Raw genomic sequence first — 13,179 nt, forward strand, 5'->3', positions numbered from 1 at the left:
TGTACTAGACGATCATCGTCGCGGTGCTCGCGATCGGTCCGAACCGTTCGGCGACCTCGCGCGCGATCGGTCCCTTGATCTCCGTTCCTCGGGGATCGCCGACGTCGTCGATGACGACCGCGGCGTTGTCCTCGAACTTCACGCGGGTGCCGTCCGGCCGCCGGATCGGCTTGCGTTGGCGGATGATCACCGCCTCGACCACCTGGCGGCGCATCTCGGGCGTCCCCTTGGTGACCGAGACGGTGATCTTGTCGCCGACGCCCGCCTTCGGGTGCCGGTTCTTCGTCCCGTGGTAGCCGGCGACGCTGATCAGCTTCAGCTCGCGGGCACCGGTGTTGTCGACGCAGTTGAGCAGCGAGCCCTTCGCGAGCCCGCGGGTGACGTCGGCTTTCAGCGCCTCCATCACGCCTCACTCTCCTCGTCGACACCGGGGTCGGCCGCCTCCACCTCGTCGAACCGGGTCGATCCCTCCGCCTCCTCGGCGGGGGTGACCTCGACGACGACGTGGCTCTTCGTCTTCGAGAGCGGCCGTGTCTCTGCTATCTTCACGCGGTCGCCGACCGAGATGGGCTCGAGCACGCCCGGCACGTGTGCCGGGACGCGCGAGCGACGTTTCATGTACCGATCGTACTTGCGTACGGGAACGTCGTACTCTCGTTCGACGACCACGGTCTTCTCCATGTCCGCGCTCGCGACGACTCCCTCGAGGATCTGGCCTCGGACGGGGAGCTCGCCGTAGAACGGACACTTCTCGTAGTCGTACGTGTCCGGATTCTCTGGCTCCGGTGGGTTCTTTACGTCTAATCCTATCGCCATGGTGAATCACCTGTGGTCTCGGTGCGTCGTGCGGGCCGTGAGAGCAGTCGGTCCCCATCGACCGTAACGGAAGCCTCGGAGTCGCGGGTAGCGCGCCTACCGGCGCGAGCGTGCCCGCCGGCACGATCCCGTTCCCCCGCGGTCTCGTCCCCCTCTCGGGAGAGCGCGGCGTCATCTGTGGGTAGCGTGAACTCGAAGACGCTGCCCGCCTTCGGCACCTGGCGCACCCGAGACTCCCCGTTCGAGTCGGAGTGGACGTGGACCGTCTTCATCGACTCGATCACGACGATCCCCGAGATGCCGATCAGGTCGGCGTTCTCGGCGTCGACTACCCGTACGGGCAGTCCGTTGAGCTCGTGTCGCGGGAGCGTCTCGGGTGTGAGCGCCATTATTCGTCGTCCTCTTCCTCTCGCTGGATCGTCTTGATCCGGGCGATCGTCCGCTTCAGTTCGCCGATCCGGCCGGGGTTCTCCGGCGCGCCGCCGGCGGCCTGCACCGCCTTCATGTTGAGCAGCTCGGTCTCGAGCTCCTCGAGTTCGGCCGCGCGCTCGGCGGCGGTCATGTCGCGGATCTCCTCGGTGTAGAGGATCGCCATCAGTCCTCGCCCCCGTCGTCGGCTTCCATCTCGGCGACGATCCGGGCCGCCTCGGCCTCGACGTCCTCGTCGAGCTCCTCGCTCTCGTCCGCTTCGACCTCCTCCGCGACCTCTTCGACGATCTCCTCGTCGACGGCCCCGGCCTCGATCGGCTCCTCGCCCTCGACGAGCTCCTCTTCGACCACACCCTCGTCGATCTCGCCGCCGGTTTCGGCACCGGCGCCCTGGGCTGCGGCCTCGACCTCGCCGAGGTCCTCGCCGACCTTGTCGAGCGCGTCGGAGATGTCCTCGCCGGCGCCGATCGGCTCGGCGACCAGCGAGGAGGTGTCCGCGTCGTCGTGGATGCGGAAGTCGTCGGGGAGTCGCGCGCCCGGCGGGATGATCTTCACGGTCACGCCGATCGTGCCGAGTTTCATCACGGAGACGGCCTGGCCGTGGTCCACGATCTCCTGGGCGGGCTCGCCGTTGTGCTTGATGTACCCGCGGTTGAACTTCTCGACGCGGCCGCGCGCGCCCGTGACCTTCCCGGAGAGGACGATCTCGGCGCCGAGCGCGCCCGCGTCCATGATCCGGTCGATCGTCGTGTGACCGGCCTTGCGGAAGTACCACCCTCGTTCGAGGGCGTTCGCCAGCCGCGACGCGACGATCTGTGCGTTCAGGTCCGGCTCGTCGACCTCCTGGACGTCGATCTGGGGGTCGTCGAGGTCGAAGCGCTCCTGGAGCTCCCGGGTGACCTTCCGGATGTTCTTCCCGCCCTTGCCGATCACCATGCCGGGTTTCTCGGCCTTGAGCACGATCTGCGTGCCCATCGGGGTCTTCGCGACCTCCATACCGCCGTAGCCGGCGCGCTCGAGCTCCTCTAGGAAGAACTCGTTGATCTGTGAGCGCTGGAGTCCGGTCTCGATGAACTGGTGTTCGTCTGCCATCTACTGCTCACCTCCCTCCTCGGTCTCGTCCGAGTCGGACGCGCTCGCCGCCGGTTCCTCCGAGTCCGCCTCGTCGTCCCCGTCGTCGGCCACGTCCTCCTCGCCGCTCGGTTCCTCGTCGTCCTCGCCGTCCTCCGTCTCCTCGTCGTCGACCTCCTCGTCATCGTGGTCGTCCGCTTCGTCTGCCTCGTCCGACTCGTCTTCTTCCCCGTCGGCTTCGATCGCGTCGAGGGCCTCCTCGGCTTCGAGGACGAGTTCGACGTCCACGAGGGGAGTGTTCCACTCGGTCGCCCGTCCCATCGCGCGGGGCTTTCGACCGGGTGACTCGCCGACCTTGTGGGCGGCGACGTGGGCGATGGTCATCTCCTCGCCCTCGAACCCCTGGTGGTCGGCGTTGCCGATACCGTTCTCGAGCAGGTCGAGAAAGGCCTCGCTCGCCTTCTTCGGGAAGCGACCGGCGTCCCAGCCTTTCAGGTTCTTCCGGTGACCGACCCCGGAGTTGTGGGACTTGAAGGGCACCGCCGCCTCCTCGGCGACGACCCGTTCGAGGTACGAGACGGCCTCGCCCGCGCGCATCCCCTTGATCTCCCGGGCGATCTCCTTCGAGTGTTTGTGGCTCATCGGGCGCTCGCGGAGCATCGCCTTCGCGCTCCGGTCTGGCTCGACCTCCACTGAGTAGCTGATTCCCATTCTGTCACCTCATTTCAGCGGCACGAACTTCGAGGAGCGGGTCGCCCCGATCCCTGCCTGTCCGTGCTCGACTGACGTCCGCGTGAGCTGGAACTCGCCGAGGTAGTGTCCGAGCATCTCGGGTCGGATCTCGACGCGCTCGAACTCCTGGCCGGTGTGGACCGCGAATGTGAGCCCGACCATCACCGGCAGCACCGGCATGTCGCGCAGGTGCGTCCGGATCGGGTCGTTCGCCGTCCCCTCGTCGGTCGCCTCCTCGGCCTGTTCGAGCAGTTTCCGCTGCTCCGCGGTGAATCCGCGCACGATGCTCCGCCGCTGGCGGGCGGGTAACAGTTCCGCGACCTCGTCTACGTCCATCGACTGCAGCTCCTCGAGCGTGTGACCGCGGTAGGTGAACTCACCCTCGCGGCCGGTTCGGTAGTCCGTGCTCATTTCTTTCTCCCTCCCTTGCCGCCGCGGCCGGTCCGTCGCGAGGCGATGTCGCCGACCTTGCGGCCAGGCGGTGCGTCACGCGAGACGGACTTCGGGCGACCGGGGTGCTGTCGGCCGCCGCCACCGAACGGGTGGTCGACGGCGTTCATCGCCACACCGCGCACCTTCGGCCACTTGCCGCCGCGTGCGCGCATCTTGTGGTACTTCTTCCCGGCCTTCACGATCGGTTTCTCCGTGCGGCCGCCACCGGCGACGACGCCGATCGTCGCTCTGCACTGCGGGTCCAGTCGCTTCATCTGTCCGCTCGGCAGCTGGACGACCGCCGCGTTCCGGTCGTGGGTGATCAGGTTCGCGCTCGTCCCGCCCGCGCGGGCGAACTTGCCGCCGTCGCCCGGCTGGCGCTCGACGTTGCAGACCGGCACGCCCTCGGGGATCTCCGCCAGCGGGAGCGTGTTGCCCGGCTTGATCTCCGCACTGATCCCGATCTGGATCTCCTCGCCGACGGCCACGCCCTCGGGGGCGAGGACGAGTCGGCGGTCGCCGTCGTCGAACTCGACGTCCGCGACCGGCGCCGATCGCGCGGGATCGTGTTCGATCCCGACGACGGTTCCGGTCACCAGATCCGCGCCTTCCTTTCGGTGGGAGAGGTCGGCCTTGTACCGGTGCGACGGCGCGCGGAACGTCGGCGTGCCGCGCCCTCGTCGCTGGCCTTGAATGCGTCGTCCCATCTCAGAACACCCCGATCCGTGAGGCGACTTCCTGTGCGTCGTCGTCGTCTCCGAGACGCACGACCGCCTTCTTCTGTCCTTGCATGGTAATCTGTGTGTTCACGCTCTCGACGGAGACGTCGTAGCGCTCCGCGACCGCCTCCTCGATCTCGGTCTTCGTCGCCTCGAGGCCGACGATGAACTGGAGCTTGTTCTCGAAGTCCATGTCGTTCATCGCCTTCTCCGTGACGAGCGGGTGGACGATGACGCTCATCGGTCCGCTACCTCCTCGAGTGCGCTCTCGGTCCAGACCGTCAGTCGACCCGGGAGCGTCCCCGGTGCCAGATCCTCCGCGCTGACGTTCGCCGCCGTGGCGACGTCGACGCCCGCGAGGTTCCGGGCCGCCTTCGACGGGCCGGCCTCGCTGGAGGTGACGAAGAGGATCGACGTGGGCTCCTTGTACTTCCGACCGCGCAGTTTCCCCTGCCCGGCACGGACGTGTCGGCCCTCGTCGGCGCGCACGACATCGTCGTGGGCACCGACCGCCTCGAGGAACGAGACGACCTCCTTCGTCTTCAGCAGCTCCTCGAACTCGTCGGAGACGACGAGCGGGAGCGCCAGCTCCTCGTCGAAGCGGTGGCCGCGTTCGGCGACGCGCTCTGCGTCGGCGGTGGCGGCGATGGCGCTTCTGACCGCGAGCTTTCGCTCTTTGGTGTTGATGTCCTGTGATCGGTCCTTCTCCGCCTTCGGCGGGTGGGCCTTGCGGCCGCTCACGGTCTGCGGGACGCGTCGTCCGCGCCCGCGCGAGCGCGGGACGTGTGCGAGACCGCGGCCGGAGCCCGGTGACTCCGCCGAGGTCCGCATCCCCGCGTGCTCGTCCGCGCCGTAGGGCTGAGTGCGGTTCGCCTGCGCGGCGAGCACCGCCCGCTTGATCAGGTCCGGACGGTACGGCGTCTCGAAGACTGCGGGGAGGTCGACCTCGCCCGCTTCGGCACCGTCCGTGTCGTAGACTGTTGCGTTCATGTTATCCCTGCTGTGATGCCGTCGAGACGTGGCGCACCTCGGGGTCGAGGCGCGGCTGGTCGTTCGGGCGTACCGCCGGGCGGAACCTGACCAAGCGCTTTTTCGGGCCCGGCAGCGAGCCCTTGATCAGCGCGTAGGGGCCTTCGACCTCGCCGTAGTTGACGAACCCACCCTCGGGGGCGATGCCGTCGTCGGCGATGTCGATCAGGCGCTTGTTCAGTTCCGTCCGCTGGTGGTAGCCGGTCTGTCCCTGCTGGGGGACCGTCGAGCGCACCCGGGAGGGGTTCCACGGACCGAGGTTGCCGATCCGTCGTCGCCAGCCCTGGCGGGCGTGTTTGCCCTTGCGCTTCTGGACGCCCCAGCGCTTGACGGGACCCTGGGTCCCCTTCCCCTTCGTGATGCCGCCGACGTCGACGTACTCGCCGGGGCGGAACACGTCCGTCGCGGCGTGCTCGCCGCCCTCGTCGAGCAGGTCGAAGCCGAACTCCGCCCGCTCGACGAGGCTGCCGCCGCCGATGCGCGTCTCCATCACGTGGGGTCGCTTCTGTGGGACGGCCTTGAGCACGGCGGGGGTCGTGTGGGTGATCATCCGCAGGTCGTCGACCCGACCCTCGTCGATCGCCGCGCGCAGCTCGTCTTCCGCCTCTTCGTCGTACTCCGCCGGGAGGTCGAGCGCCCGGTCGAGTTCGTCGTCGAACTCGTCGGTCCAGACCTCGCCGACGGGTCGCGTTCCGTACGGCGTCTGTTCGTAGGCTCTGAGTGCGACCGCGCGCATGGGCGGGGTCTCCACGATGGTGACGGGGACGGTCTGTTCCATCCCTTCGACGGGCGAGTTCGCCTCGTCGTTGATCATCACCACGTGGGTCATGCCGGTCTTGTAGCCGGCGAAGCCCTGCAGCCCCGGCTGTCCGTCGTCGTCCGGCCAGGACCGGAAGCGGGGGACCTCGCTGGTCGCTCGCTTCCGCGGGCCGAAGCCCATCGAGCCTTTGCGTGGTGTGTGTGGTTGTGCCATTCTTACTCCTCCGTGAGCGACAGACAGGCGAGCGCGGCGAACATCGCCTCCTCCGTTCGCACGACCTCGCTGCCCTGGTTCGGGATCACGTTTAACCAGAGGTCGAACCCCCCAGCGGGTTCGACGTCGTCTCCCGACCGCTCGACCACCTCGGGTTCTACCCCGAGGATCTCCGGCAGCCCTCTCGCGGGCGAGCCGAAGGCGACGGTCGTCCCGTCGCCCTCGACCCGTCCGGCCAGCGTCCGCAGCCGAGAGACGGTGAGCGGTTCACCGAACCTCGACGTCGCGATACGGACGCCGGCGTCCTCACGGCCGAGCGCCGCCTGAAGGTCCACACGCTCGACTGCGAGCCCCGTGGGCTCGTCCACCAGCCGTGCGCGGACCGGTCGTCGCGAAGAGATCCTGACGGTGACGCGCTCCCCCTCGGCGACCTCCATTTCTTTCGGCACGCCGAGTGAGATCGGGTGTTGCAGTCCGCAAGTGACCCGAACGCGGTCATCAGGTCCGACCTCGGTCACGATTCCCTGTCTTAACGACCCCGGATCGGTGGATCCGGAGCCGGTCCGTGAGAGGGCGCGAAGCGGCGGCAGGACGCCCGCGAACTCCAGTTCGTCCCGCCGCCCCCACGCCTCCTTTCGGAGGTAGGGGGGCGTCGCGGCGTACTTCAGTACGGTTTCGACGAACCCGCCGCCCCACCGTCCCTCCCCTCCCCCGTCGGGGAAGACCGAGAGCCGGTCCGCCCGGAAGACCGTCGCCGCGCGGGCGACGGTGCCGAGTTTGCGAGTCGCCTCGCGTTTGTCCTCGGCTTCGCGGACGATGGACGACGGCACGAGTACGCTGACGGTCATGCCGTGACGCTTTCACGCCGTCTCACTAGACTGTGCCGGTCGTACCCGACGCACTCGTAAAAGGATAGCGGATTCAGCGGACGCTGTGAGGCCGTCTCACGCGTGAAATCGGCTGCGGATCGGTCGTCCGAGCGCGGCGCGATTCGGTCGTTCCGCAACTCTTATACGGTGACCGACGGTTAGTGGGAACTGCAACAGGGCGCTGGTAGTGTAGTGGTATCACGTGACCTTGCCATGGTCACAACCTGGGTTCAAATCCCAGCCAGCGCACTTCTACGGCGAACAACCCGGACAGCGATGCCGAGCGTCCGCGAGGCTCGCTGTCTACACCGTGAGCCACGAATGCGGTATCTGGCGATTCGAATCAGGGAGTGAACGGCCGATACGTTCATAACAGTTTAGACACGTTAGTAGATCGGATATGTTTGGTGAATCCAACGGAGTCAGTCGGCGGCGGTTCGTTCGTGGGACAGTCGCTGCCGGTATCGGTGTCGTCGCTATTACGGGAGCTACCCCGGCCGCGGCGGAAGAATCGAACTCGGTCGACCTCTACGCGAACGAGGACGAACTCGTCGGGAGCATCACGCTTTCCGGTGGCGAGGAGGGCCTCGAAGTGACGTACGACCTCGACGAGGACAGCGAGTGGTCGATCGTCGAGACACACCTCCACGTCGGTGATATCGACGACGTGACGAACCCGGGTGGAAACCCCCGACCGGGACACTTCGAGTACTCCTCCGAACACGAGTTAGAGGACGAGACGGCCTCCGTCACTCACCTGGTCGAGACCGACGAGGAGGGCGAGGTGGACGTCGCCGCACACGCCGAACTCGCCATGGTAGTCGAGGAAGACGACGAGGAAGAAGACGAAGAAAACGGAGATGAGGGAGAAGAGGAAGGCGACGAAGAAGACGCAGAGATAGCGCAAGAGAACGGGGACGACAACGGAGACGACGAGGAGGAGACGGGAGACGGCGAGGAGGGCGAAGACGAAGAAGAGGACGGCGACGATGAAGAAGAGGAAGGCGACGATGAAGAAGAGGACGAAGAGGAGGTCGTCACCGTCTCCGCGTGGGCCGACGGTGATCGGATCAGCGACGGGAGAGGCCGCGGGAACGGGCGGGGCAGTTGGGCGACGTACTTCACGTACGACCTCGACGCAGAGTAAGTGCCCGATCGGCAGTTTTTTCGGAGGCACCACCGCCGACCGTGAGCGTGACACGGAGGCGTAGATCGAACGGCCAGTCCGTGGCCCGTTTTCTTCGCGCATTCGTACCGTCCGCGGACGACCTCCGAGTCGATAGGAGGTCGTGTGCCCGCTTCTCGACGTCCACCCACCTCAGTCGGCTCACGCGAGCGTGTGTTCAACGACCCACGCGAGCCGCGAATACGGTCCGCTGGATTTGAGCTCCGGTCGACCGCTTCCTCGCTCACTCCGCTTCGCTCCGTTCGAAAGACTGCACTCTCCCTGATTCAAATCTCACCCGGCGATGGAGCGATCGAGCCGTCGATCAAGACACCGGCCGGCCGGACGATCGCTGGGCGACCGGTAGTCGGGTCGCTATCGCGATCATGAGGGTGCCGACACCGGCGAGGAGGAGAAACAGTTCGTTGAAGAACCCGAGTTCTGCGACCGCTCCAAAGAGAATCGGGCTCACTGATCCCGTCGCAAAGACGACCGTCCGAAGGATGCCGAAGCCCGTTCCCTCCACGTCCGACGGGAGGGCGTCGACGAGATATGACTCCGTAGCCGTTTCGAATCCGAGAAGCGTCCCGAGCAGGATCGAGATCGCGATCAGGGCCGGGACGCTTCCGACGAACGGAAGACCGAGGAGCATGACGACGGCGACGGCGACGATGGGGAAGGCGTACTTGACGTTCCAGCGGTCGTAGATCATCCCCGAGAGTGGGTGGACGAGGGCCGACCCCGCGAAGTGCAGGCCGAACAGCGCGCTCGCAACGGTCGGAGAGAGTCCCTTCTCGTCGATCAAATACGTCGGATAGAACCCCGTAAACGCCTGCCAGATGAAGATGCCGAGGACCAGGACCAGCGTTGCCATGACGACCGACGGATCGCGCAGCGCCGAGAGGAGCGTACGGACGGTGTCACGGGTGAAGGTATCGACCGCACCAGTCCCGGCGGTAGAGTGCTTTGAAAGGGTTACCCACAGCGCCACGGCGACGAGGACGAACACCGGGATGGTGAAGCCCAATCCGTACTGCCAGCCGACGAGAACCGCGATCGTGCCCGCGATCGGGGGTAGCATCGCCTGTCCGATCGCCGGCGCGGAGTTCGTGACGCCGGCTGCGGTACCGTACCCTCGAGGATAGAGGCCGACGATCGCGGTAAAGCGGGCTATCGCGTAGAATCCGACTCCGAATCCGAAGAGTGCCGTAGCGAGGAACAGCGCGGTACGCGATCGAGCCAGGACGATCGATACGAGAGCGCTCGCCGAAAGCAGCAGGCTCATCGTGAGCGTAATCCGTTCGCCGATCCGGTCCGCCAGAATGCCGCCGGGGAGTTGTCCGATGGCGTACGCGGCGAATAGAACCGTAAGGAGCGTTCCGGCGTCGACGAGGTCTAACGCGTAAGCCTCACGGAGCTGGGGGAGCACCACGGGATAGATCATCCTCGCCCCGACCGAGATCCCCCATCCGACCGCTATCGCGAGTAGGACCCTTCCCCGTCCACCGCCCTGGAGCTTCCGTACCTCGACGCCGAGAGCAGAGAGAGACACACGATTCATCGATAATTGTAGGGACCGGTTGTTTCGCGCGCCGCATTAATTGGACGATTCGACACCGACTGGATCGGCATCTCCTCACCAGGAGTACGTTCGTCCGACTACGGTTCGACTGGTTCCGGTTGCAGGGTTCCTGAATCGCACACAGCGCGCTTCTATCGTTGTCGGTGTCTCGGTACTCGAGTGAGTCCGGTGATCGTCGGCAGTCCGACCGGCGGTGCGGTCGCACTCAGCGTGTAGCTCGGTTCGAGGAGGGACGAGGAAACGACGTGAACGAGACGGGTTCCCGAGGAGGAGACACCGGTTCGGACAGCCGAATTCACGGAGAAGCAGGAGCGAAACGGTGACGACGTTCCGAACGCGAGTGTACGATTCGGCCGGGAGAGGGTGCTCACCGAGCGGTACGGAGCCACCACTGGACTACCCCTACAGACCCGGACGATCACCGGCGACCGCGGGCGAGGACCACGACCGGGAAGCACGCTCCGGTGTCGTGAAATCGGATCGTCGGCGTCGATCACTCCTCGGGACCGTCGCTCGATCGTTCGTTCTCGGGGAACGGACTCCGACCCAGTCGTCCCTCGACGAAGGAGGCGAAGTCGGCGGCGAACGCCTCGACCTCGGCCCAGTCGGTGTACTCGTAGTCTCGGGAGGTGTCTACGTCGCCCGTCGCGCCATTCGCGATCCGTTTCATCAGCAGCCGCTTCAGGAAACCGTACTTCGAGTAGCGGAGCGCGCCGTCGAACAGCCCGATCCGATCGGGCCGCCAGTCCGTCGCCTCGAGGAAATCGTCCACGTACTTCGCCGCCTCCGCCCGTCGTTCCGGGTCGTCGGCGGCCGACGAGAGCGAGAGCTGGAAGAACCCCGTCGGACGGGTTCGGAGCTCGTCCACGTTCGTGGCGACGAACTCCCAAACCCCGGAGTGGTGCGTACCGGCGTGGACCGACGATCCGACCAGGGCGGCGTCGAACCCCTCGAGCGAGAGCTCCTCGGGGACCGATCCGAGGTCCACCGTCGTGACGTCGTGGCCGCGCTCGCCGATCGTCTCTGCGAGTCGCGTCGCGACCGTCGCCGTCTGGCCCTCTCCCGTGCCGTAACCGACCAGAACCGATGCCATCCGTGCCGTCTACGACCGTCACGCGGATAAAATCACGACCCCCGGTAACTGTCACGACGGACTCCCACTCGATGCCGAACACCCCCACCGGTCGCTCTCGTCATCTCGTGTCGTGAGTACGGTCACGGAGCGTGTACCCCCTCGCGAACGGAGTGGCGAGGAGTGTGGGCCTCGGTCGATCAGTCCTCGTCGTCCGTCAGTCGCCTGAGGGTGGTGTAGAGGATGACGAACATCACGACGAAGACGACGAGACCCTGTACGACTTTCGTGAGCCGATCCTTCTCACCGGGTTCGTCCTCCCCTCCGGTTGGCCTCTCCTCTTCCTCGTGTGGCGTCGTTTCCTCCTCTTCTGTCGTCTCGTCGACCGCCTCGAGGATCGAATCGCGCAACGGCGACTCCATGCCCGCTTTCACGGCCTCCCTGACGAGCCACTGGACGGACTCGCGTTCTAACCCCGACTCGTCGCTCGTCTGTCTCATCGGACCCGACCTCCGACCGTCGTTCGATTCTCTGTCATGAGGATCGGTCGAGGGTACACGATCCACGCGGATAACTGTTGTACCGGAATGGGAAATCAGACGAGCGGTCCCGGCGACGCGTCGGTACCCTCGCCCTCGCCGTCGCACACCGGATCGTTCCCCTCGAACAGGTTCGCCGACGAGTCGACCACGGAACACGGGCCGAGGCCGTTCTCCGGAAGCGAGTTACCCCGCACTACGTTTCCCTCCGAGTTCGTTAGCGCGAGGCCGTGTTCGTCGTTTCCGGTCGAGACGTTCTCCGCGATCAGGTTCGCCGTCGAGTCGAGGAGGTCGATCCCCGAGCGTTCACAGCCGGTGACGGTGTTTCCAGACAGCAGGTTCCGATCGGCCTCGAAACAGACGAGGCCGGTCGTCGCGTCGGTGACCGTGGTCCGCCGGACGGTCGAGTTCGAGGTCGCACTCACCTCGATCCCGGAGAGGCGGGGACTCGTGACGGTGGTGTCCACCACGGTGCCGCCCCGCACACTGTCGAACACGACCCCGGACCGGCTGTCGGCCACGGTCAGGCTCCTGACGACGACCTCGTGATCGAGGACGAGAACCGCTGGGTCGCCACCCGCGATGGTGTGACCGCCGCCGTCGAAGTCCACGGCGGCGACGTCGACGACGATGCAGAGCTCCCCCTCGGCAACCGTGACGTCACGCGTGAGGACGTACTCGCCCGGCTCCGTGATCCTCGTGGGACCGGTGACCGGCGTCGGATCGGCCTCCGATCCGAACCGATCCGCCCGCGCATCCGCGCCGGTGCTCCCGAGAACGCCGGTCGTGATCGCGCTCGCGGCGACGGACGCCGCCGATCGTCGCAGGTAGGTACGACGGGTCGTCCGCTTTCCGCAGGTTCGTTCGTGGTCCCCCGACATGGACGAAACACGTCCGGCAGCCGTATCAACTAGTGTCACTAGTGCTGACCTTCGGACAGTGTCGATCGACTGATCGGAGCGAGCCCAACCGAGATCCAGTCCCGACGCGGGTGACGGACCGCGAGCGCTCTCCGAGTCCGATACGTTTAGGCCGCCGAGCGTACAGGAGTATCCGATATGGACGAACAGGAGACGGTCGCCGCGTTCGTCGAGGCCCACGACATCGACAGCGACCCGGAGTACTGGATCCTGGATCTCGTCGCGGAGGTCGGGGAGGTCGCGAGCGACGCGACGAGATCCACCCGATGGGGCGAGGATCCCGATGCGATCGAGGTGAAACCCGACGAGATCGGCGACGCGTACTTCTCGCTGCTCGCGACCGCGGAGTCACTGGGGATCGACGCGAGCGAGGCGCTCGCCGAGTCGCTCGCGAAGTACGAGTCACGGGTAGAGGAGACCGGAAACGCCTCCTCCGGCGAGCGGTAGTCCCCCGGCCGGGCCGGGGTTCAGGTGCGTGCGGTGAGACTAAACGCGGAGCGGACGAGGGTCGAGCCATGACAGCGATCGGCTTCCTCAGCGTCGCACCGGTTCGGGAAGGAAGCATGGCCGGCGAGGTGGCGAAGGCCGTCGACGCCCTCGAGGCATTCGAGGTCGCCTACGAGACGACGCCGATGGGAACCGTGATCGAGGCCGAAGAGATCGACGAGCTGTTCGCCGCCGCACAGGCCGCCCACGAGGCGGTCGACGGCGACCGCGTGAGCACGGTGCTCAAGATCGACCACAAACGCGGCCGGGACGCGAGCGCGGCGGAGAAGGTGGAGGCGGTCGAACGCGAACTCGATCGCGAGGCCCGGAGCGAACGCTGACCGG

18 protein-coding genes, 1 tRNA gene and 1 pseudogene are annotated in these 13,179 nt (G+C 66.4%); 4 read left to right on the forward strand and 16 right to left on the reverse strand.

Features of this window, described 5'->3' with window-relative positions; genetic code table 11:
• Positions 1–4 precede the first annotated feature (4 nt).
• From V2L32_RS17510 to V2L32_RS17565, 12 genes and pseudogenes are all read right to left on the reverse strand, one after another.
• A complete protein-coding gene (locus V2L32_RS17510; RefSeq protein ID WP_331233828.1) occupies positions 5–403 on the reverse strand; it encodes a 50S ribosomal protein L14 in 399 nt (132 codons plus the stop codon).
• Positions 403–816 carry a 30S ribosomal protein S17 gene (locus V2L32_RS17515; protein ID WP_331233829.1) on the reverse strand — a complete coding sequence of 138 codons (414 nt, stop codon included), beginning with the start codon at positions 814–816 and terminating at the stop codon, positions 403–405. Before V2L32_RS17515 ends, V2L32_RS17510 begins: the two co-directional genes overlap by 1 nt.
• On the reverse strand, positions 807–1,205 hold the full coding sequence (locus V2L32_RS17520; RefSeq protein WP_409348385.1) for a ribonuclease P protein component 1: 399 nt from the start codon (positions 1,203–1,205) through the stop codon (positions 807–809). Before V2L32_RS17520 ends, V2L32_RS17515 begins: the two co-directional genes overlap by 10 nt.
• Complete coding sequence (gene rpmC, locus V2L32_RS17525) at positions 1,205–1,411, reverse strand: 50S ribosomal protein L29 (RefSeq protein WP_331233830.1); 207 nt, start codon at positions 1,409–1,411, stop codon at positions 1,205–1,207. The genes V2L32_RS17520 and rpmC overlap by 1 nt, the downstream gene beginning before the upstream one ends.
• Positions 1,411–2,337, reverse strand: coding sequence for a 30S ribosomal protein S3 (locus V2L32_RS17530; RefSeq protein ID WP_331233831.1), 927 nt, complete (start codon positions 2,335–2,337; stop codon positions 1,411–1,413). The genes rpmC and V2L32_RS17530 overlap by 1 nt, the downstream gene beginning before the upstream one ends.
• A gap of 225 nt (positions 2,338–2,562) precedes the next feature.
• A pseudogene (locus tag V2L32_RS17535) lies at positions 2,563–3,027 on the reverse strand (50S ribosomal protein L22); the annotation flags it as partial.
• A gap of 9 nt (positions 3,028–3,036) precedes the next feature.
• Positions 3,037–3,459, reverse strand: a complete 423-nt coding sequence (locus tag V2L32_RS17540; RefSeq protein WP_331233833.1) for a 30S ribosomal protein S19 — start codon at positions 3,457–3,459, stop codon at positions 3,037–3,039.
• Entirely contained in the window at positions 3,456–4,187 is a 732-nt protein-coding gene (locus V2L32_RS17545; RefSeq protein ID WP_331233834.1) for a 50S ribosomal protein L2, read from the reverse strand. The genes V2L32_RS17540 and V2L32_RS17545 overlap by 4 nt, the downstream gene beginning before the upstream one ends.
• Before the next feature lies 1 nt (position 4,188).
• Positions 4,189–4,440: a 50S ribosomal protein L23 gene (locus V2L32_RS17550; RefSeq protein ID WP_331233835.1), complete on the reverse strand. Its 252-nt coding sequence runs from the start codon at positions 4,438–4,440 to the stop codon at positions 4,189–4,191.
• Positions 4,437–5,189: a 50S ribosomal protein L4 gene (gene rpl4p, locus V2L32_RS17555; RefSeq protein ID WP_331233836.1), complete on the reverse strand. Its 753-nt coding sequence runs from the start codon at positions 5,187–5,189 to the stop codon at positions 4,437–4,439. The genes V2L32_RS17550 and rpl4p overlap by 4 nt, the downstream gene beginning before the upstream one ends.
• A gap of 1 nt (position 5,190) precedes the next feature.
• The gene (locus V2L32_RS17560) at positions 5,191–6,201 is read right to left on the reverse strand and encodes a 50S ribosomal protein L3 (RefSeq protein WP_331233837.1); all 1,011 of its coding nucleotides are present in this window, start codon (positions 6,199–6,201) and stop codon (positions 5,191–5,193) included.
• 2 nt (positions 6,202–6,203) lie between these two features.
• Entirely contained in the window at positions 6,204–7,049 is an 846-nt protein-coding gene (locus V2L32_RS17565; RefSeq protein WP_331233838.1) for an RNA methyltransferase, read from the reverse strand.
• Between the two features lie 199 nt (positions 7,050–7,248).
• Here V2L32_RS17565 and V2L32_RS17570 point away from each other — a divergent pair.
• Positions 7,249–7,319, forward strand: a tRNA-Gly gene (locus tag V2L32_RS17570).
• 151 nt (positions 7,320–7,470) lie between these two features.
• Entirely contained in the window at positions 7,471–8,217 is a 747-nt protein-coding gene (locus V2L32_RS17575) for a hypothetical protein (RefSeq protein WP_331233840.1), read from the forward strand.
• Between the two features lie 343 nt (positions 8,218–8,560).
• Here the strand turns inward: V2L32_RS17575 and V2L32_RS17580 are convergent, their stop codons facing one another.
• The 4 genes from V2L32_RS17580 to V2L32_RS17595 all read right to left on the reverse strand — a co-directional run bounded on the left by V2L32_RS17580 (position 8,561) and on the right by V2L32_RS17595 (position 12,309).
• On the reverse strand, positions 8,561–9,796 hold the full coding sequence (locus V2L32_RS17580) for an MFS transporter (RefSeq protein WP_331233841.1): 1,236 nt from the start codon (positions 9,794–9,796) through the stop codon (positions 8,561–8,563).
• Between the two features lie 514 nt (positions 9,797–10,310).
• Positions 10,311–10,910, reverse strand: a complete 600-nt coding sequence (locus tag V2L32_RS17585) for a flavodoxin domain-containing protein (RefSeq protein WP_331233842.1) — start codon at positions 10,908–10,910, stop codon at positions 10,311–10,313.
• A gap of 179 nt (positions 10,911–11,089) precedes the next feature.
• On the reverse strand, positions 11,090–11,389 hold the full coding sequence (locus V2L32_RS17590) for a hypothetical protein (RefSeq protein ID WP_331233844.1): 300 nt from the start codon (positions 11,387–11,389) through the stop codon (positions 11,090–11,092).
• A gap of 95 nt (positions 11,390–11,484) precedes the next feature.
• Positions 11,485–12,309, reverse strand: a complete 825-nt coding sequence (locus V2L32_RS17595; RefSeq protein WP_331233846.1) for a right-handed parallel beta-helix repeat-containing protein — start codon at positions 12,307–12,309, stop codon at positions 11,485–11,487.
• A gap of 177 nt (positions 12,310–12,486) precedes the next feature.
• Here V2L32_RS17595 and V2L32_RS17600 point away from each other — a divergent pair, with 177 nt between their 5' ends.
• Both V2L32_RS17600 and V2L32_RS17605 read left to right on the forward strand, forming a co-directional pair.
• The gene (locus V2L32_RS17600) at positions 12,487–12,795 is read left to right on the forward strand and encodes a MazG nucleotide pyrophosphohydrolase domain-containing protein (RefSeq protein ID WP_331233847.1); all 309 of its coding nucleotides are present in this window, start codon (positions 12,487–12,489) and stop codon (positions 12,793–12,795) included.
• A 68-nt stretch (positions 12,796–12,863) separates the two neighbouring features.
• Entirely contained in the window at positions 12,864–13,175 is a 312-nt protein-coding gene (locus tag V2L32_RS17605; protein WP_331233849.1) for an MTH1187 family thiamine-binding protein, read from the forward strand.
• Positions 13,176–13,179 lie beyond the last annotated feature (4 nt).

The organism is Halalkalicoccus sp. CGA53 (assembly GCF_036429475.1).
Lineage (GTDB): Archaea > Halobacteriota > Halobacteria > Halobacteriales > Halalkalicoccaceae > Natronorarus > Natronorarus salvus.